Origin of the sequence: Algoriphagus sp. (genome assembly GCF_024642405.1) — a bacterium.
In the GTDB taxonomy this organism is placed as follows: Bacteria; Bacteroidota; Bacteroidia; order Cytophagales; family Cyclobacteriaceae; genus Algoriphagus.
The window spans coordinates 16,436-33,763 of the sequence record NZ_JAHEBC010000007.1; the positions used below are offsets into that span (position 1 = coordinate 16,436).

General features: G+C 37.4%; 19 protein-coding genes and 1 pseudogene. 10 read left to right on the top strand and 10 right to left on the bottom strand.

What is annotated here, in order from left to right:
* The first annotated feature begins 138 nt into the window (after positions 1-138).
* The 5 genes from Q0L68_RS01245 to Q0L68_RS01270 all read left to right on the top strand — a co-directional run bounded on the left by Q0L68_RS01245 (position 139) and on the right by Q0L68_RS01270 (position 5,988).
* Positions 139-477 carry a P-II family nitrogen regulator gene (locus tag Q0L68_RS01245; RefSeq protein ID WP_296698273.1) on the top strand — a complete coding sequence of 113 codons (339 nt, stop codon included), beginning with the start codon at positions 139-141 and terminating at the stop codon, positions 475-477.
* 32 nt (positions 478-509) lie between these two features.
* Positions 510-1,739, top strand: a complete 1,230-nt coding sequence (amt, locus tag Q0L68_RS01250) for an ammonium transporter (RefSeq protein ID WP_296698274.1) — start codon at positions 510-512, stop codon at positions 1,737-1,739.
* Between the two features lie 367 nt (positions 1,740-2,106).
* Positions 2,107-3,549, top strand: coding sequence for a BatD family protein (locus tag Q0L68_RS01260; RefSeq protein ID WP_296698279.1), 1,443 nt, complete (start codon positions 2,107-2,109; stop codon positions 3,547-3,549).
* Positions 3,549-4,634: a chorismate synthase gene (aroC, locus tag Q0L68_RS01265; protein ID WP_296698282.1), complete on the top strand. Its 1,086-nt coding sequence runs from the start codon at positions 3,549-3,551 to the stop codon at positions 4,632-4,634. Before Q0L68_RS01260 ends, aroC begins: the two co-directional genes overlap by 1 nt.
* A 10-nt stretch (positions 4,635-4,644) precedes the next feature.
* The gene (locus Q0L68_RS01270) at positions 4,645-5,988 is read left to right on the top strand and encodes a dicarboxylate/amino acid:cation symporter (protein ID WP_296698283.1); all 1,344 of its coding nucleotides are present in this window, start codon (positions 4,645-4,647) and stop codon (positions 5,986-5,988) included.
* 73 nt (positions 5,989-6,061) lie between these two features.
* Here the strand turns inward: Q0L68_RS01270 and fumC are convergent, their stop codons facing one another.
* From fumC to mazG, 4 genes are all read right to left on the bottom strand, one after another.
* Positions 6,062-7,462, bottom strand: coding sequence for a class II fumarate hydratase (fumC, locus tag Q0L68_RS01275; RefSeq protein ID WP_296698285.1), 1,401 nt, complete (start codon positions 7,460-7,462; stop codon positions 6,062-6,064).
* Positions 7,463-7,531: 69 nt separating this feature from the next.
* Positions 7,532-8,017: a hypothetical protein gene (locus Q0L68_RS01280; RefSeq protein ID WP_296698287.1), complete on the bottom strand. Its 486-nt coding sequence runs from the start codon at positions 8,015-8,017 to the stop codon at positions 7,532-7,534.
* A 5-nt stretch (positions 8,018-8,022) separates the two neighbouring features.
* Positions 8,023-8,403 carry a RidA family protein gene (locus Q0L68_RS01285; protein ID WP_296698288.1) on the bottom strand — a complete coding sequence of 127 codons (381 nt, stop codon included), beginning with the start codon at positions 8,401-8,403 and terminating at the stop codon, positions 8,023-8,025.
* 109 nt (positions 8,404-8,512) lie between these two features.
* Positions 8,513-9,313 carry a nucleoside triphosphate pyrophosphohydrolase gene (gene mazG / locus Q0L68_RS01290; protein WP_296698291.1) on the bottom strand — a complete coding sequence of 267 codons (801 nt, stop codon included), beginning with the start codon at positions 9,311-9,313 and terminating at the stop codon, positions 8,513-8,515.
* A gap of 72 nt (positions 9,314-9,385) precedes the next feature.
* Between mazG and Q0L68_RS01295 the strand changes: the two genes are divergently transcribed.
* The 3 genes from Q0L68_RS01295 to Q0L68_RS01305 are packed head-to-tail and all read left to right on the top strand — an operon-like array spanning position 9,386 to position 12,248.
* Positions 9,386-9,616: a hypothetical protein gene (locus Q0L68_RS01295; protein WP_296698292.1), complete on the top strand. Its 231-nt coding sequence runs from the start codon at positions 9,386-9,388 to the stop codon at positions 9,614-9,616.
* A 57-nt stretch (positions 9,617-9,673) separates the two neighbouring features.
* Positions 9,674-11,068, top strand: coding sequence for a phosphoglucosamine mutase (gene glmM, locus Q0L68_RS01300; RefSeq protein ID WP_296698296.1), 1,395 nt, complete (start codon positions 9,674-9,676; stop codon positions 11,066-11,068).
* 37 nt (positions 11,069-11,105) lie between these two features.
* Positions 11,106-12,248 (top strand): cysteine desulfurase family protein, encoded by a 1,143-nt coding sequence (locus Q0L68_RS01305; protein ID WP_296698297.1) that lies wholly within the window; start codon positions 11,106-11,108, stop codon positions 12,246-12,248.
* Between the two features lie 51 nt (positions 12,249-12,299).
* Here the strand turns inward: Q0L68_RS01305 and Q0L68_RS01310 are convergent, their stop codons facing one another.
* Complete coding sequence (locus Q0L68_RS01310) at positions 12,300-13,058, bottom strand: hypothetical protein (RefSeq protein WP_296698300.1); 759 nt, start codon at positions 13,056-13,058, stop codon at positions 12,300-12,302.
* 112 nt (positions 13,059-13,170) lie between these two features.
* Here Q0L68_RS01310 and Q0L68_RS01315 point away from each other — a divergent pair, with 112 nt between their 5' ends.
* On the top strand, positions 13,171-13,494 hold the full coding sequence (locus Q0L68_RS01315) for a Rieske 2Fe-2S domain-containing protein (RefSeq protein ID WP_296698302.1): 324 nt from the start codon (positions 13,171-13,173) through the stop codon (positions 13,492-13,494).
* On the opposite strand, the gene Q0L68_RS01320 is transcribed toward Q0L68_RS01315, so the two are convergent.
* The gene (locus Q0L68_RS01320; RefSeq protein WP_296698305.1) at positions 13,491-13,829 is read right to left on the bottom strand and encodes a tRNA-binding protein; all 339 of its coding nucleotides are present in this window, start codon (positions 13,827-13,829) and stop codon (positions 13,491-13,493) included. The genes Q0L68_RS01315 and Q0L68_RS01320 overlap by 4 nt on opposite strands.
* Before the next feature lie 80 nt (positions 13,830-13,909).
* Here Q0L68_RS01320 and Q0L68_RS01325 point away from each other — a divergent pair, with 80 nt between their 5' ends.
* Positions 13,910-14,260 carry a hypothetical protein gene (locus tag Q0L68_RS01325; protein WP_296698310.1) on the top strand — a complete coding sequence of 117 codons (351 nt, stop codon included), beginning with the start codon at positions 13,910-13,912 and terminating at the stop codon, positions 14,258-14,260.
* A gap of 72 nt (positions 14,261-14,332) precedes the next feature.
* Here the strand turns inward: Q0L68_RS01325 and Q0L68_RS01330 are convergent, their stop codons facing one another.
* The 4 genes and pseudogenes from Q0L68_RS01330 to Q0L68_RS01345 all read right to left on the bottom strand — a co-directional run.
* On the bottom strand, positions 14,333-15,067 hold the full coding sequence (locus tag Q0L68_RS01330) for a 1-(5-phosphoribosyl)-5-[(5-phosphoribosylamino)methylideneamino] imidazole-4-carboxamide isomerase (protein WP_296698312.1): 735 nt from the start codon (positions 15,065-15,067) through the stop codon (positions 14,333-14,335).
* A 141-nt stretch (positions 15,068-15,208) separates the two neighbouring features.
* Entirely contained in the window at positions 15,209-16,240 is a 1,032-nt protein-coding gene (locus Q0L68_RS01335; protein WP_296698314.1) for a YCF48-related protein, read from the bottom strand.
* Positions 16,241-16,248: 8 nt separating this feature from the next.
* Entirely contained in the window at positions 16,249-17,166 is a 918-nt protein-coding gene (locus Q0L68_RS01340) for a TIM barrel protein (RefSeq protein WP_296698317.1), read from the bottom strand.
* 3 nt (positions 17,167-17,169) lie between these two features.
* Positions 17,170-17,328: pseudogene (locus Q0L68_RS01345) on the bottom strand (dehydrogenase); the annotation flags it as partial.

Consider the following 17,328-nt stretch of genomic DNA (forward strand, 5'->3'; position numbering starts at 1 on the left):
ATTTAGACCCTCAATTCCATAAAATTCTGATTTTTTTGATTTTAGTGGTTATAATTTTAATCAGCAATAGAATTTGATTTAATTTTTCTATTAACTTCATGCCATTATTTCAATAAACCACTAAATCTATTGTAAAAAATGAAAAAAATAGAGGCTATTATTCGAACTTCTCGATTTGACCAAATACATGCTTGTATAGCTGCATTGGGAGTTAAGTTCCTCACTTTTTATGAAGTGAAAGGAATGGGTTTAGAGCATGCTCGTCAACAGACATATCGTGGAGTTGCCTATGAACCTGCCTACATCCCAAGAACGAAGCTGGAAATTGTTACAGTAGAGGAGCTTGTAGAGCCTGTGATCAATTGTATCCTTGCCGAAGGCAAAACAGGTGAAATAGGCGATGGGAAAATCTTTGTTTACGATGTGCTAGAAGCATATCGAATTCGAAACACAGACATGGGCGAGAACGCTCTATAATTTTCATTTTCACTCAAAGAACACTCAAACCTATGCAAGAATTATTTACTGTCAATAACCTATGGATGATGGTGGCCACAACAATGGTTTTCATCATGCATCTTGGGTTTGCAAGCTTAGAAGCTGGCTTGACTCGTGCAAAAAACACCGTGAATATCTTATTTAAAAACACCATCATCCCTGCGATAGGCCTACTGACTTACGCCTTTGTCGGTTTTAACCTGATGTACCCAGGTGCAGATTTTGCAGGATCCTTCTTTGGATTTGCTGGATTTGGCTTACCCCTCCCAGAAGGTTGGGATTCCAGCAATTACAATGAAGGATATACTTTCTTTACAGATTTTATTTTTCAGGCAATGTTTGCCGCCACTGCTGCAACTATCGTTTCAGGTGCAGTAGCAGAGCGGGTGAAACTTGGACCTTTTATCTTCTTCTCCATCCTCTATGTTGCAATATGCTACCCAATTGTAGGAATGTGGAAATGGGGAGGTGGATTTCTAAATACACTTGAAACTCCCTTTTATGACTTTGCAGGCTCTACGATTGTACATTCCGTAGGTGGCTGGGGAGCTCTAATAGGAGCTTTCTTACTAGGCCCAAGAATTGGAAAATATACGGAAAGTGGAATGAAAGCGATCCCAGGGCATAACATCCCCATGGCAACAGTAGGGGTATTCCTTCTTTGGTTTGGATGGTTTGGGTTTAACGGCGGATCAGTATTGAGTGCCGATCCAGGATTAGTTTCTAAAGTTTTCGTCACTACATGTATAGCAGCCTCTGCCGGTGCATTTGGAGCTTTGATTGTCTCTTATTTAAAGTTCAAGACTTACGATATCACCATGGTCCTCAATGGAATTTTGGCTGGACTTGTTGGAATTACTGCAGGAGCTGATCAAATGGGGGTTGGAGAATCTGCTATCATTGGATTTATTGGGGGAGGACTAATTGTTTTTGCAGTAGTTTTCTTTGACAAAATCAAAGTGGATGATCCTGTTGGAGCAATTTCTGTCCATCTTGTAGGAGGTATCTGGGGAACTTTAGCTGTTGGTATCTTTGGTGATTTGGCAGGAATAGGGCAATTTGTATCACAATTAATTGGAGTTGTATCAGTTGGGGCTTTCTGCGTGGCATTCAGCTGGATTGTTTTCTATACTTTAAAGAAAACTATTGGGATCAGAGTAGATGAAAAAGAAGAAACTGAAGGGCTGGATATCAACGAACACTCGATGAGTGCTTATCCGGATTTCAACATAAAAGATTAATAATTGTAAATTACCACCAACCAAAAAAAGCCCCGAACCTTAATTGGAACGGGGTTTTTATAGTTTTAAACGGGTTGGAAATAACGATTGAGGGTACTTTGATGAATTTTACCAAACATTTCATAGCACCATTCTCTAAATCCCTCAAATTCTGATGGTAAAATAAGTTTTAAACCTTTCTTCAGTTCTCGTTCAAATAAATAGGCACTGAAGCTAACTTTTTGCAGAATGGTCTTCACATATTCTATCATAGTTTAAAGAGTTTAGGGTTTATTAACTGAAATTAATTTAAGGTACGAAAGTATTTATTCAGATGTTACGTTAATTAAGGGTTACTAAAAATAGAATATTCCCTAATTTCGCAACCATGATTAAAACGATCCTTCAAACAACTTTGGTATTCATAGCACTACTATTTATTGGTAATGTTTATGGCCAGGCTGTACAGATAGAACTGGGTCCTGATGAAATTGGATTGAATGAAACATTTACGATTAAAGTAACATTATCTAACGACAAAATAAAGTCCTACGATCAGTTCCCTGAAATTCCTAGTTTTCAAAAACAAGGAATTTCGCAGTCTTCTTCCATGAATTTAATAAATGGGCAGATGAGTAGTTCAAATAGTATTATCCAATACTACAAACCTACCAGAAAAGGAGAATATACTCTACCTTCATTCGATGTACTCATTAATGGAAATGCATATTCTTCCGCTGGAAAAACCATTAAAGTGGGAGATGAAACCAGCTCATCCTCCTCAAGGGTCCAAGATCCTTTTGCAGATTTTTTTGGGAGATCTCCTGTAGAAGAGCCAGAATATGTTGAATTGGAAGATGACGCATTTTTCTCATTATCTGTTGACAAAGAAGATGTTTATGTGGGAGAAGGATTCAACCTTAGTCTGGCTTTTTATATGTCAGAAGCCAACCAAGCTCCTTTTCGGTTTTATGAACCTGGAAGACAGTTAGATGAAATTCTAAAAAAGGTAAAACCTAACAATGTTTGGGAAGAAAACTACAATATTACAAACATAGAACCCGAGCAAGTTACTATTAACGGAAAACGATGGACAAGATATAAAGTATTCGAAGCTACATTTTATCCGTTTTCTGATGGAGAAATTGAAATACCTAGGATCTCATGGGAAATGATTAAATACCGGGTTGCCAAAAATCCAACCTTCTTTGGAGCAAACAGGCAAGAAGATTTCAAGACTTTCTACTCCAGTGCCAAAACTATCAAAGTCAACCCGCTTCCTCCACACCCATTAAAAAATGAAGTGAGTGTAGGAGAGTACCAGTTACGTGAAAACATCAAAGACATAGAGGTAGAGACAGGCCAAGGATTTGATTATAATCTTGGCATTAGCGGAGTTGGAAATATTAATGCCATACAGCCTCCAAGAAGAATCTCTCAGGCAAACATAAATACCTATGACCCTAATGTCAGGCAGCAAATAAACCGAGGTTATGGGCGGGTATCCGGAATAAAGGAATTCAACTATTACATTACGATCAATGAAGCAGGAGAGATCGATTTGGCTGATTACTTTGAATGGATTTATTTTGATCCTTCAAGAGAAGTTTACGACACACTTCGCCCTCAAGCTAAAATAAATGTAGTCGGCGAGAGCAAAGTCAATCAAGCTTTATCAAACCAAAGACTGGGAGGACTTTATGATCGAATTGATATTGAGGATAACCGGTTTTTAAACGAGCAATATAAATACTATTTTACCACGGCAATCAATCTGCTTTTATTGGCAGCAGTCATTTTGTTGGCGGTTTTGATCATAAGAAAGAAGTAATGGGTAATTCATTTGGAAAGCTATTCAAGATCTCAACATTTGGGGAATCACATGGGATAGCTTTAGGTGTAGTATTAGAAGGATGTCCAGCGGGATTAACGATTGATGAAGAAAAAATCCGATTGGAAATGCAGCGCAGAAAGCCAGGGCAGTCCAAAATCACTACACAGCGTAAAGAAGAAGATGTTATTGAAATTCTTTCGGGAGTTTTTGAGGGAAAGAGCACTGGAACTCCCATTGGAATAGTCATCCGCAATGCAGATCAAAAAAGTAAAGATTATTCTCATATATCAGATAAATTTCGACCTTCTCATGCTGATTTCACATACTTCGAAAAATATGGTATTAGAGATTATCGTGGAGGAGGCAGAAGTAGTGCGAGAGAAACAGCTGCTCGGGTAGCAGCGGGAGCAATCGCAAAACAACTTTTGGATCATTACGGGGTTTCCCTTCAGGCTTTCGTTACCCAGGTGGGAGATTTGAAATTAGTTAAACCCTATCAGGAAATGGATCTAAGCTTGGCTGAAAAAAATATTATAAGATGCCCTGATCCTGAAATGGCTGAACAAATGATCCAGTTGATTGACTCAGTTAGACTCGACCGAGATACCATTGGTGGAGTAGTGACTTGTGTCATCAAAAACACTCCTGCTGGTATAGGCGAACCTGTTTTTGACAGATTACATGCTGAACTGGGAAAAGCAATGCTTAGTATTAATGCAGTAAAAGGATTTGAATACGGAAGTGGTTTCGAAGGTATTAAAATGAGAGGCTCTCAGCATAATGATACCTTTGTAAATGAAGGCGGTCGTGTTAAAACCAAAACGAATTATTCTGGGGGGATCCAAGGAGGAATTTCAAATGGCGAAGACATTTATTTTAATGTAGCTTTTAAGCCTGTAGCCACTATCATGCAAGATCAGGAATCCTTGAATGAAGCAGGAGAAACCATCACAGTATCAGGAAAAGGACGTCATGACCCTTGCGTAGTACCTAGAGCCGTACCGATTGTGGAAGCAATGGCGGCCTTGGTCATAGCCGATTATCTTTTATTATCAAAAACCAATAAACTTCAGGATCTATAAAACTTTTCAAATGCGAAAGAAAATACCATTACATACACAAATCATTATTGGCCTTGTTCTTGGACTAATCTTCGGTCTGGTTGTTATCCGTACTGATATTCCAAGTTCTTTAACCATCGATTTCATCAAGCCAATAGGCACTATATTTATTAATGGCTTGAAAATGATTGCCATGCCATTGGTATTAGCCTCATTGATCATTGGAGTATCTAATCTTGGGGATATTTCTAAACTAAGCCGAATTGGGGGAAAGACAATTATTACCTTTATCATTACCACGGTAATTGCTATTTCGGTTGGACTCACCTTAGTGAATGTATTCAAGCCTGGAAAAAGTTTACCTGTTGAGACTAGAGAAAATTTGATGGCACTTTACGAAGGTGATGTCAGTAAAAAATCTGATGCAGCGGCAAAATTTCAAGAGCAAAGTCCACTTCAACCAATAGTGGATATGGTTCCTGAAAACTTTTTCTTAGCTACAACGGACAATGCGGCAATGCTTCAAGTAGTTTTCTTCGCTATAATTGCTGGTATCGCCCTGTTACAAATACCTAAACATAAGGCAGGACCAGTGATTGCTTTTTTTGATGGATTTAACGATCTAATTATTCAGATTGTGAATTACATCATGTTGATAGCTCCTTATGGGGTATTCGCTCTTATGGCTTCTTTAATTGTAGAGATAGCTGGTGACAACCCAGATTCTGCTTTTGATTTGTTATTTGCTTTATTAAAATACAGCATGATTGTACTTGGAGGCTTGTTCTTCATGATGCTGGTTATTTACCCTTTGCTCTTAAAAAGCTTTACCAAAGTCCCATATCTGGAATTTTTCAAGAAAATTAGACCTGCCCAGCTATTAGCTTTCTCTACTAGTTCTAGTTCAGCTACTCTCCCAGTGACTATGAAAATAGCTGAAGAAGAGATTGGTGTGTCCGAAGAGATTTCCTCTTTCGTACTTCCTTTAGGCGCAACTATCAATATGAATGGTACGAGTCTTTACCAAAGTGTCGCTGCGGTTTTTATTGCTCAAGCACTTGGAATGGAACTTTCTTTTTCTCAGCAACTGATGATTGTTCTGACATCCACTTTGGCGGCTATAGGCTCTGCAGGCGTCCCTGGAGCCGGATTAATTATGTTAATTGTTGTTCTGGAATCCATAGGAGTTCCTGCAGCAGGAATTGCTCTAATTATGGCCCCAGATAGGATTTTGGATATGTTTAGAACTGTGATTAACGTAACAGGTGATGTAGTTGTGACAACGGTAGTTGCAAGTACAGAAGGTGAACTTCCTGAAGGTTTACTCAGAAAATCTAACCCTTTCACTGCTAATGAAAGTGTTCAAGATTCTTAATTATTATAGATAGATCAAAAAAAGGATGTATTTCAAATAGAAATACATCCTTTTTTTATTTATTCGGTGGGTATTATTTCAAACTTCCAATCATATCTTCTGGCTTTACCCATTCATCAAATTGTTCGCTAGTCAATAAGCCTAAAGCAATGGCAGCTTCTCTTAAGCTGGTTCCTTCTTTATGAGCTTTTTTGGCAATAGCCGCCGCATTTTCATAACCGATGTGAGGATTTAGCGCTGTTACAAGCATTAAAGAATTCTCTAAATGTCTTTTTATTACTGCATCATTTGGCTTGATCCCTACTGCACAATTATCATTGAATGAAACACATGCATCGCCTAGTAATCTAGCAGATTGTAAAAAGTTTGTAGCAATCAATGGCTTGAATACATTCAATTCAAAATGGCCGGTTGCCCCTCCGATAGAGATAGCTACGTCATTTCCCATGATCTGGGCAGCAACCATAGTAATAGCCTCTACTTGAGTTGGATTTACTTTACCCGGCATAATCGAAGATCCTGGCTCATTCTCAGGAATTAAGATTTCACCAATTCCTGATCTTGGGCCTGAAGAAAGCATCCGAATATCATTTGCAATTTTCATCAAACTAACAGCAACTTGTTTTAAAGCGCCATGTGTTTCTACCATTGCATCATGAGCAGCTAGTGCCTCAAATTTATTTGGAGCTGTAACAAATGGCTGCTCAGATATATCTGCAATTTTTTGTGCCACAAGCTCTGAATATCCTTTTGGAGTATTTAGTCCAGTTCCCACTGCAGTACCTCCCAATGCTAGTTCAGATAAGTGGCTAAGAGTATTTTTTATAGCTTTAATTCCATGATCCAATTGAGCTACATAGCCACTAAATTCCTGACCTAGTGTCAAAGGTGTAGCATCCATAAAATGGGTTCGGCCAATTTTCACTACCATTTTGAATGATTCCGACTTGTCATGAAGAGTATCTCTTAATTTCTGGATCCCTGGCAAAGTCGTTTCCATCACCATTTTATAGGCAGCAATGTGCATTGCCGTAGGATAGGTATCATTCGATGATTGTGATTTATTTACATCATCATTTGGGTGAATTTTCTTTTTTGAATCTTCCAAAGAACCACCCATTAAAACATGAGCCCGATAAGCAATTACCTCGTTTGTGTTCATATTGGACTGGGTGCCTGAACCTGTTTGCCAAACTACCAACGGAAATTGGTCATCAAGTTTCCCTTCTAGGATCTCGTCACAGACTTTGCCGATAATAATTGCCTTATCCTTTTCTAAAACCCCAAGTTCGGCATTTGTAAATGCCGCAGCTTTCTTAAGAATAGCAAATGCCTTTATTATCTCAATTGGCATTCTATTTTTTTCACCTCCAATTTTAAAGTTGTTGATGGAACGCTGAGTTTGGGCTCCCCAATATTTATCAGCTGGCACCTCTACAGGCCCCATGGTGTCATGTTCGATACGTATGCTCATATTTTCGGATTATTGAAATTGATTTTGCCAAAATTAAGGCTTCTACTCTTTTTTCCCTAACAGGGTAAATTAATCCTTCAATTGAAAATTAATCAGCTGATGAAATACTTTTCTTGAAGCCTTAACTTGCCTATTAAAAAAAAAGACTGCCCCTCCATAATTGAGAATAGCTAAAGCTAGACAAATAGCTCCAAAATTGAAGTTTTGTGAAATGGCAAAAAAATAGGCAACAAACCCTACTAGTATGACACTCCAAAATGCCAGAAAGAAAATAGCTCCAGGAAATAGTTTGTATTTCAAAAAAATAATACTTCCTCTTGCCGTTTCTTCAACCTGCCCAACGACAAGTGGAATAAATGTATTCCCTTTATCTATTACTCTTGAAATTTGAAAACCTTTTTGCCCAACCATTCCATTGAATAAAATCTTTTTATTCCCTACCGTCCTTTTATCCAAATAATTTACTTCAGCAGTCACTCGGATCAAGTGTCCTAGTACTTCTTGTTTTGAAAGAGCACTTACTAAAGTTTCACTATGATAAGGTAATAGGTTCAATTCTTCTATTTTACAGCTATACAGGATATTTCTACATTTACATTTTTCGGAAGCTTACTTACTTCAACTGTTTCCCGGGCTGGAGGGTTTATTTTAAAATATTTCGAATATGCTTCATTTATTGTACCAAATTCATCCATACTTTTTATAAAAATGGTACATTTTACAACATCTGAAAAGGTAAAATCAGCAGCTCTTAATACCGCTTCTATATTTTTCATCACCGCATGCGTTTCTTCTGTAATGTTTTCGTTGATTAGTTCACCTGACTCTGAATCTAGCGCTATCTGACCGGAAACATATAAGGTGTTTCCTGCTAAAACTGCCTGAGAATAAGGGCCTATTGGCGCTGGGGCCTCTTTCGTAAAAATGATTTTATTTGACATCTCCAAAATTTAATATGTGGTGTTTCTTTTTAGTTATTGCATGTACTGACTTATAGTAAACTAGAATAATTATTTTTTGCTTACTTCTACTTTTGATTTAAGAAATTGATTAAAGCATCTTAGCTTCATTCCAATAAATATCCATTTCTGCAAGAGTCATGTTTGCAAGGCTCTTCCCGGATTCCTTTGCTGCATTTTCCAAATATTGAAATCTCTTAATAAATTTAAGATTTGTCCTTTCCAACGCTTCTTCAGGGTTGATATCTATAAATCTAGCATAATTTATAAGCGAGAACAGTAAATCACCAAACTCACTAGTAGCCTTATCCTTGTTTATTTCTGAGTCTGAGGACGCATTAAACTCCTCTTTAAACTCTTGCATCTCCTCCTCGACCTTCTCCCAAACCTGTTGTTTCTCTTCCCAATCAAAACCAACTCCTCTTGCTTTTTCTTGAATTCTCATTGACTTAATTAAGGCTGGCAATGATTTAGGGACACCACCTAATACAGAGGTATTCCCCTTTTCTTTAAGCTTAATTTTCTCCCAATTTTGTTTTACTTCTTCCTCATCATCTACTTTAGTGTCACCATAAATATGCGGGTGTCTTCTAATCAATTTTTCGCACAAGGACTCAATCAAGGTACTGATATCAAAATCGTTTTTCTCGGATCCTATTTTGGCATAAAAGACAATATGAAGTAGGATATCTCCCAATTCTTTTTTTATTTCCTCTGGATTTCCTTCTAATATGGCATCAGAAAGCTCAAATGTTTCTTCAATTGTCAAATGCCTTAGACTTTCAGTAGTTTGTTTTTTATCCCAAGGACATTGAGCTCTTAGCTCATCCATGATGGTCAATAATCTATCAAATGATGCCAATTGCTGGGCTCTGGTACTCAAATTAGACATAGTGAAGGAAACTAAGCTAGAATTGTGGACGTTTTCGAAGTAAAGCTTTAAATTTGCGCAAATTTATTCGTTATGGCAACAGTATATCTAACCCTTGGTTTTGTAGCCCTTTTCTTTATTTTGATGTCAGTTAGGCTGATTTTCTTGAAGAATGGGGAGTTTAAAGGCACTTGCGCCTCCCAAAACCCTTATTTAAACAAAGATGGTGAAACCTGCAGTTATTGTGGCAAAACCGTTGACTCAACAAGCAGCTGCGGTAATCCAGACAATGAGGTGGATAAAGTATTGGCCAAATTCAAGTAAAATTATATTCAAATAACCTTTAGAGAATCACATTTTTCACAAAATTAATTACCATACGTGTCGTTAATAAAATCTATCTCTGGCATAAGAGGGACAATTGGAGGTAAAGCAGGCGAAGGGCTCACTCCAGTCGATGTTGTAAAATTCACTTCTGCATACGGGGCATGGGTATTAGAAAATACCGGAAATCCTAAAATAATTATAGGGAGGGATGCTAGACTCTCAGGAGAGATGGTCTCAAAATTAGTTTCTGCCACGCTCCAAGGAATGGGAATCCATGTGATCGATCTCGGCTTGAGCACCACCCCAACAGTAGAATTCGCAGTTCCTTTAGAAAAAGCTGGGGGAGGTATTATCTTAACAGCGAGTCATAATCCTATTCAGTGGAATGCTTTAAAACTTTTGAATTCAAAGGGAGAGTTTATTTCAGATTCCGAAGGAAAAGACATTCTTGAAAAAGCTGAGAAAGAAGACTTCACGTTTGCTGAAGTAAAAAAGATTGGTGCCTACACTCAAATTGATGACTACATAGATCGCCATATTCAGCACGTGCTGGATTTAGAATTAGTAGATAAAGAAGCTATCGCTGCAAGGAATTTTAAAATCGTAGTAGACGCTGTAAATTCTACAGGGGGCATTGCAGTACCAAAGCTTTTAAAAGCACTGGGTGTAAATGAAATAGAGGAAATGTACTGTACACCAGATGGTCATTTCCCACATAATCCTGAGCCTCTTCCAGAAAACTTAAGGGATATATCCCAAAAACTTGAGAAAGGAAGTTTTGACCTTGGAATTGTAGTTGACCCTGATGTAGATAGACTTGCATTTATAAATGAGGATGGTTCTGCATTTGGAGAAGAATATACTTTAGTTGCAGTCGCAGATTATGTACTTTCCAAAACTAAGGGCAACACAGTCTCAAACTTAAGTTCTACCAGAGCATTAAGAGACGTCACCGAAAAACATGGAGGAACCTATACTGCTGCTGCAGTAGGTGAGGTAAATGTTGTCAACCAAATGAAAGCAGTGGATGCCGTGATAGGTGGAGAAGGTAATGGGGGTATTATTTATCCTGCATCCCATTATGGACGAGATGCATTAGTGGGAATTGGATTATTCCTTACCCATTTGGCAAATTTTGGAAAAACTATTTCCAGATTGAGAGCCAGCTATCCAAACTATTATATTTCAAAAAACAAGATCGAACTCACTCCTGAAATTGATGTAGATATAATTCTTGTCGAAATAAAAGAGAAATATAAAAAGCAACCTATCAATGACATCGATGGGGTAAAAATTGAATTTGAAAAAGAATGGGTACATTTGCGAAAGTCTAATACAGAGCCAATTATCCGTATTTATTCAGAATCTGAATCTGAAGCCACTGCTGAGCATCTTGCAAAAAAAATCATGCAGGATATTAAGGAAATTGTTAGTAAATCTCTTCTATAAATATCCTTATTAAGTTATTGACCCAAGTAAAGAAAAGATGAAAGTATATTTAGATAATGCAGCTACCACTGCGATGGACGATAGAGTGATCGAAGCCATGTTGCCGTTCATGAAATCCCATTATGGAAACCCTTCTTCTGTACACAGCCAAGGTAGAGAAGTGCGTACAGCCATAGAAAGAGCCAGGAAAAAAGTAGCTGAATTATTAAACACTTCACCATCTGAAATTTTTTTTACTTCTGGAGGAACAGAAGCAGATAACACCGCAATAGTTTGTGGGATTGAAAGTCATGGTATCAAACATGCTATTACCTCTCCATTAGAGCATCATGCGGTTCTTCACACCTTAGAAATTTGTGAGAAAAAAGGCCTTATAAAGCTTAGTATTTTAGATGTAAACGAAAACGGAGAAATTGATTTTAATCAATTAGAAGAATTGCTAAAAGAAAATCCTAATTCGTTGGTTTCTTTAATGCATGCTAATAATGAAATTGGGAATCTGAACGATCTTTCAAAAATCGGTGATCTTTGTAAGGAGTATTCAGCTTTCTTTCATTCCGACACTGTTCAGACAATGGGGCATTATGTACATGATCTAAAATCTCTACCTGTAGACTCAATAGTTGCTGGTGGGCATAAATTTCATGGTCCTAAAGGATCTGGATTTTTATATGTTCGAAAGGATAAGAAAATCCATCCCTTCATTCATGGGGGTGCTCAAGAAAGAAATATGCGAGGAGGCACCGAAAATGTGATTGGTATCATTGGAATTACCAAAGCTCTTGAACTTGCCTATTCAGAAATGGAAAGTCATCAAAGACATGTTACCTCTTTAAAAAAGTACTTTATTAAAAGCCTGCCGGAAGCAATTCCTGATGTATTATTCAATGGCCTATCTAAAGATTTGGACAAAAGCTTATATACGGTATTAAATGTGAGCCTTCCCCCCTCTGAAGCGAATAGAGGAATGCTTCTTTTTAATCTGGATTTAGAGGGCATTTCAGCTTCTGGAGGATCTGCATGTAGCTCTGGAGCTACAGTTGGTTCACATGTTCTTAGAGCATTGAATCACAAGCCAGAAAGAGATGCCGTTCGATTCTCCTTTAGTAGATATAATACAATCGAAGAAATAGATTATACTATTTCGAAATTAAAAGACCTCTATGCGGTAGAGGCATAAAAAAGTAAATGAAATACCCCTAAAAATCAAACTCTTTTTAGGGGTATATTTTTATTCTTGCGGCTTAGATCCAGCAGGTTTATACCCTAGTGAATAGGGCGTCCAAATTTCATAAATAGGGTTTCCCGTGGAGCTTTGGCCAGAGTGGTGCCATTCCCCATCAATAACTTCAAAATCAAATCCTAAGCTTGCTCCAACTCGGCTATCATCTCTTGAGAAAAAAGTAATGTTTTCTACATATTTCCCATTTTCAGCTGTATAGGTTCCTCCCCCGGAACCTGAAAACTCTTTCGTTTCGGAATTAAATGCAACCCACTGAAATCTTCCCCCACCAAGGATTTTGATAGTTCTACGGGCACCTGGTGTAGACCTTGAGATCTCTCCATCCCTTTTTCTTCCCGTAATTACCCAGTTTCCAGACAAGGCGTCTTTTCTTTCTGGGAGTTTTTCCCATATTTCTACTAGCATCCTTCCATTTATTTCTGATGAAATCACCATTTTCCCATTGGTGAGATCCAATTTATATTTATTTGTGGTTCCTACCTGGGGAGGATCAAGGGTGAAAAAATCCAAAGTTTCATAATAATAGCCATCTTTGAATTCAATAGGACCACCCCCAGCACCTATAAAGTGATTATCAGCTAACTTTTTAGCTCCAAAAGAAAAATAATTATCCTGGTAAATTTTAACATATTCTTCTTCCGTAATTTCATTTCCATTTTGATGCGTTAATTTCCAGGCACCGTCTAAGTCTTGGGCCTGTGTCCAGGCAAAAATTAAAAGTAGAGGAATCAATACAAATCTTTTCATTTTTGTTTGGGTTTAAGTCTTCCTTATTCTGAAAATTCCGTAAGAAATATCAGAAAACCAATCATTCTAATGCTATTTCTAGCCTAATATCAAATAAAATTTTTGAAGAATTATGAAAAAGTATACCCTCGGTAATTCCAAAGAAGAAATCTTGTTGATGTTTCCGCAAAAAAGCATCAAGAAAGTATTGGTCGGAGAAAAAAAGATTGCAGTGGTAAGAATAGGATTAGAAATTTACTCATTTCAGTCAAATTGCCCACATCGAGGTGCTTCTTTGATAAATGGAATCATAAATGTCTCTCAAGAAATAATTTGCCCGCTACATGAATATAGATTTGATATGAAATCCGGCAATGTAATAGTGGGTTCATGTCAAGACCTAGAAATTTATCCTAATAATTTAACTGATACTGGATTAGAAATAATTATGCCTTAATGTAGCTTTGATCCATTAGGAACCTGTTTATCTACACCCGCTAAAACAATCCCTCCTTCTTCTGCTAAAAAACCCGTAACCAAAACCTCTGACATGAAATTTGCAATTTGTCTAGGTGCCAAATTGCAAACGCAGATAACTTGTCTCCCGATTAAGTTTTCAATTGAGTAATGTGCAGTAATCTGAGCAGAGGATTTTTTGATCCCGATTTCATCTCCAAGATCAATCCAAATTTTATATGCCGGTTTCCGGGCTTTTTCAAAAATTTCTGAACGTACAATTGTACCGACCCTTAATTCAATTTTATCGAAATCTTTGTAGTCAATCGTTTGCATAGACAATTTTTTTTATAATTTTATGAACCTTTTGCAAATTCTGTAGTTAACTTAGTAAGTATACAATTTTACAAATGTTCATGAAACCTTCATATCCTTTTAAGAAAATCGGCATTTCAGCATTATCCTTGATGGTATTTTGCTTTTTAGCAGGTGAATCTTTTGCACAAGGTGAGCAAGAAAAAGTGGATTTAGAAAATGTAAAACAGACTGAAAAGCTCATCATCGAAGATCAAAGTCAAAATTCTGAGATTAATTCTCCAAAAGTTCTCCCTTCTAAAGTATTGTCTAATCCATTAAACAAAAATTTAGTGAAAAGAGATTTACCAGCTGGGGGTGTTGATAAAGAAATCAAAAAAGAAGAATCTTCTCCCTCAACTTTATCTTTCAACATTTTTCTTTATATAGTTGATAAATTCAAAGCTGATTAAATTCGGTTTAAAATAAATAAAAAATGAGGCTTTAGAGCCTCATTTTTTATTTTCACTTATTTTTAACTAATTCTAACTTTTTGAAATGAACTGTTCAAGCTCGCTTAGTTTTAACATTCCTTCATAATAAGCTCTTCCAAATACTGCTGCACCCAAACCTATGTCTTTTAATTTTTTGAAATCCTCTATATTCCTTACACCACCACTAGCAGCAATATTCAGGTTGGGGAATTTCTTTACAAGGTCTGCATAAAGTTCAAAATTAGGCCCTTGCATAACTCCATCTCTAGTCACATCAGAGCACTTAAGAAACTTTAATCCTCTTTCATAAAAAAACTCGATATGATCATATAAATCTATTTCTGTTTTCTTTAGCCAACCTTTGATTTTTATTTTATGATCTTCGGGATTCGTATCAGCCGCAAGGTTAATTTTTTCACGTCCATATGACAATATAAACTGGCTGAATCTTTCGGGATAGTTTGCAGCGGCTGAAGCAATAGTCACAGTCTTTGCTCCAAACTCAAAACATTTAATAACATCCCCATCTGTGGATATTCCTCCTGTAAAGTCTATTTTAAGATTTGTATATCCTGCTATCGCTTCAAGAATATGATAATTTTTAGGCTCTCCCCTTCTAGCTCCATCTAAGTCAACTAGGTGAAGCCTTTTAATTCCAATAGATTCAAATTCTTGGGCAATCTCTAAAGGATTATTAGAAATTGCCTCTTCAGTAGCGAAATCACCTCTTTTCAGACGGACACATTTGCCATTTATCAACCAAATCGAAGGAATTATTTCAAACATGTGATACAATTATAGGTTTTTAGAGCTGCTATTTATTAAAATTTCCCTTAAAGATAATACAGAAGCGGTAATCATATCCCGCTATAAATGAAAACTAGTGAAAATTCAGCCTCAATTCATTAAAAATTAAATGATATCCGTTTATTGAATTTTCAACTTGGCAATTTTCCCATTGGAGCCAGAGGCCCATATTGCTTCTTCAGTATGTCCAAGTTTCACTGAATGAAATCCTTCAGCGGAAAAACTCTCCCAAGTTAACCCTCCATCTTTGGAAAAATCTGATCCAGTAGGCCCGACCGCTAACAACCAATGAAATCTTGGAAAATAAACAACCCCAGACCTATACCCTTTTGGTGCAGTAGATGGGATTCCCCATTCTTCATTTTCGGAATTGAAGGAAGCTGCATTAGAAATAGTATCCTGCATTTCAATATAATCACCTCCCACTAAAAAAACCTGTTTATTACCCATGGTAGCAACGGAAAATATTCCTTTAGATGGTTCACCTTGGACAATAGGGGACTTCCACTTCTTCCAAGTTTCTCCTTGATCAGGAGAATAATGCAAATTTGCTTCAGCTCCCCCACTGCCTAACCAGAGATTATTATCATTTGCCACAAGGGATGTTGCGCTAGCAGCAAACCCTGCCTCACCATCTGATGCGTCCGGCAGATTGCTTACCGGATACCAAGAATCACCTTGATTTGAAGTTTGCAAAATCATCCACCTCCCTTCAATAGGATCTCCAACAATAAACCCTTGATCCGGGTTGGAAAATGAAATTCCATCTAAAAATGCATCTTTTACCTCTTGATGTTTTAAATCCCAAGATTTCCCGCCATCCATAGTTTTATAAATGACTGCTGGTTGACCTGCAGAAACAGCTATAGCTTTAACTGCATCAAAAGCGTGTATGGATCTAAAATCTACTGTATCAAGTCCTGCAATGACACCATGATCCCATGTTAAACCACCATCAATAGTTTTCAACCAAGTACCTCCACTGCCAGTTGCCCAAGCAATTTCATCTGTAACTGGAGAAAGCCCCCTAAGGGAGGCTTTAACAGGGACTTCAAATATTTCCCAGCCTTTTGGACCATCAGGGATATTTATTTCACTTGTCTGACAGGAAATTAAAAACCCTAAAGACAAAATGGATAAGAATTTTCGCATTGGCGAAATTAAGAGATATCTACTTTTCTATAAGCTTCAATTAACGCTTTTTCTCCTTCTACTCCAGGATTGGCATTTCCGTGTTCCATTCCGCAAATACCTTTAAATCCTTTTTCGCTTATGAATTTAAAAACATTACCATAATTAATTTCTCCGGTACCCGGTTCTTTTCTTCCTGGATTATCTCCTATTTGGATATATGCAATCTCATCCCATGTCTTTTGCATGGTAGCTATTAGATTCCCCTCGTTTCGCTGCATATGGTAGATGTCATAGAGGATTTTACATGCTGGGCTGTCCACTGCTTTACAAATCATATAAGATTGATCAGCATGTCTTAAAAACAGATCTGGGTTATCACTAAGTGGTTCCATCACCATTACTAATCCATGAGGCTCAAAAATTTCAGCAGCTCTCTTATAAGCTTCAATTATATTGCCTGTCTGAACTCCCATAGGAAGATTTCTTTCAAAATACCCTGGTACCACGGTCATCCATTTTGCATTGACCCGCTTGGCCACCTCAACTGAATTCCTACATGTCTCAAGAAACGTATCCAAAAACTCTTGTTTGCCAGTGGTAAGAGATACTTTCCAGTTATCTCCACCTTCAATGACAAAAACACCCATTCTCATTCCCAAAGACTCCATCGTCTTGGCAATTAAAGTTTGATCCTCTAAAGATCGTCTTAGCATCCCATTATCTTCCAAAGAACGGAATCCCTGGTCGGCCATAAATTTCAACTCGTCTACAAGTCCTCCAGGCGCTGAGTTTTTAAACATTCCGAAATGAGGAGCAAAATCCATATTGAAGGTTGGTTCTGCTTTTTCAGGATTTGAGGCAAAAGAAGGAATAACAGCTCCCGAAGCAAATGTCAAGGCCGAGCCACTAAGTCCAAGGTTTCTTAAAAATTTTCTTCTTTCCATGATTTATACCGTTACAGTTTTTCCAGGAATCGCATGTGGATAGAACCCATCAGAATCAGGGACCAACTTAGGAGTTGCATCCCAAGCTAAGGTATCTGGGAAAAGATTGATTTCGGAGTTAATAGCTTCATCCATGGTTATTACTTTCCCAGAATATGTAGC

Excerpts from the sequence above, each read along its gene's own strand:
- Q0L68_RS01325 (WP_296698310.1), top strand. The coding sequence starts at position 13,910 with ATGAAACCTTCATATCCTTTTAAGAAAATCGGCATTTCAGCATTATCC.
- Q0L68_RS01245 (WP_296698273.1), top strand. The coding sequence starts at position 139 with ATGAAAAAAATAGAGGCTATTATTCGAACTTCTCGATTTGACCAAATA.
- Q0L68_RS01260 (WP_296698279.1), top strand. The coding sequence starts at position 2,107 with ATGATTAAAACGATCCTTCAAACAACTTTGGTATTCATAGCACTACTA.
- Q0L68_RS01305 (WP_296698297.1), top strand. The coding sequence starts at position 11,106 with ATGAAAGTATATTTAGATAATGCAGCTACCACTGCGATGGACGATAGA.
- Q0L68_RS01285 (WP_296698288.1), bottom strand. The coding sequence starts at position 8,403 with ATGTCAAATAAAATCATTTTTACGAAAGAGGCCCCAGCGCCAATAGGC.
- Q0L68_RS01270 (WP_296698283.1), top strand. The coding sequence starts at position 4,645 with ATGCGAAAGAAAATACCATTACATACACAAATCATTATTGGCCTTGTT.
- Q0L68_RS01315 (WP_296698302.1), top strand. The coding sequence starts at position 13,171 with ATGAAAAAGTATACCCTCGGTAATTCCAAAGAAGAAATCTTGTTGATG.
- Q0L68_RS01330 (WP_296698312.1), bottom strand. The coding sequence starts at position 15,067 with ATGTTTGAAATAATTCCTTCGATTTGGTTGATAAATGGCAAATGTGTC.
- Q0L68_RS01320 (WP_296698305.1), bottom strand. The coding sequence starts at position 13,829 with ATGCAAACGATTGACTACAAAGATTTCGATAAAATTGAATTAAGGGTC.
- Q0L68_RS01335 (WP_296698314.1), bottom strand. The coding sequence starts at position 16,240 with ATGCGAAAATTCTTATCCATTTTGTCTTTAGGGTTTTTAATTTCCTGT.
- mazG (WP_296698291.1), bottom strand. The coding sequence starts at position 9,313 with ATGTCTAATTTGAGTACCAGAGCCCAGCAATTGGCATCATTTGATAGA.
- aroC (WP_296698282.1), top strand. The coding sequence starts at position 3,549 with ATGGGTAATTCATTTGGAAAGCTATTCAAGATCTCAACATTTGGGGAA.
- Q0L68_RS01295 (WP_296698292.1), top strand. The coding sequence starts at position 9,386 with ATGGCAACAGTATATCTAACCCTTGGTTTTGTAGCCCTTTTCTTTATT.
- amt (WP_296698274.1), top strand. The coding sequence starts at position 510 with ATGCAAGAATTATTTACTGTCAATAACCTATGGATGATGGTGGCCACA.
- Q0L68_RS01310 (WP_296698300.1), bottom strand. The coding sequence starts at position 13,058 with ATGAAAAGATTTGTATTGATTCCTCTACTTTTAATTTTTGCCTGGACA.
- fumC (WP_296698285.1), bottom strand. The coding sequence starts at position 7,462 with ATGAGCATACGTATCGAACATGACACCATGGGGCCTGTAGAGGTGCCA.
- Q0L68_RS01340 (WP_296698317.1), bottom strand. The coding sequence starts at position 17,166 with ATGGAAAGAAGAAAATTTTTAAGAAACCTTGGACTTAGTGGCTCGGCC.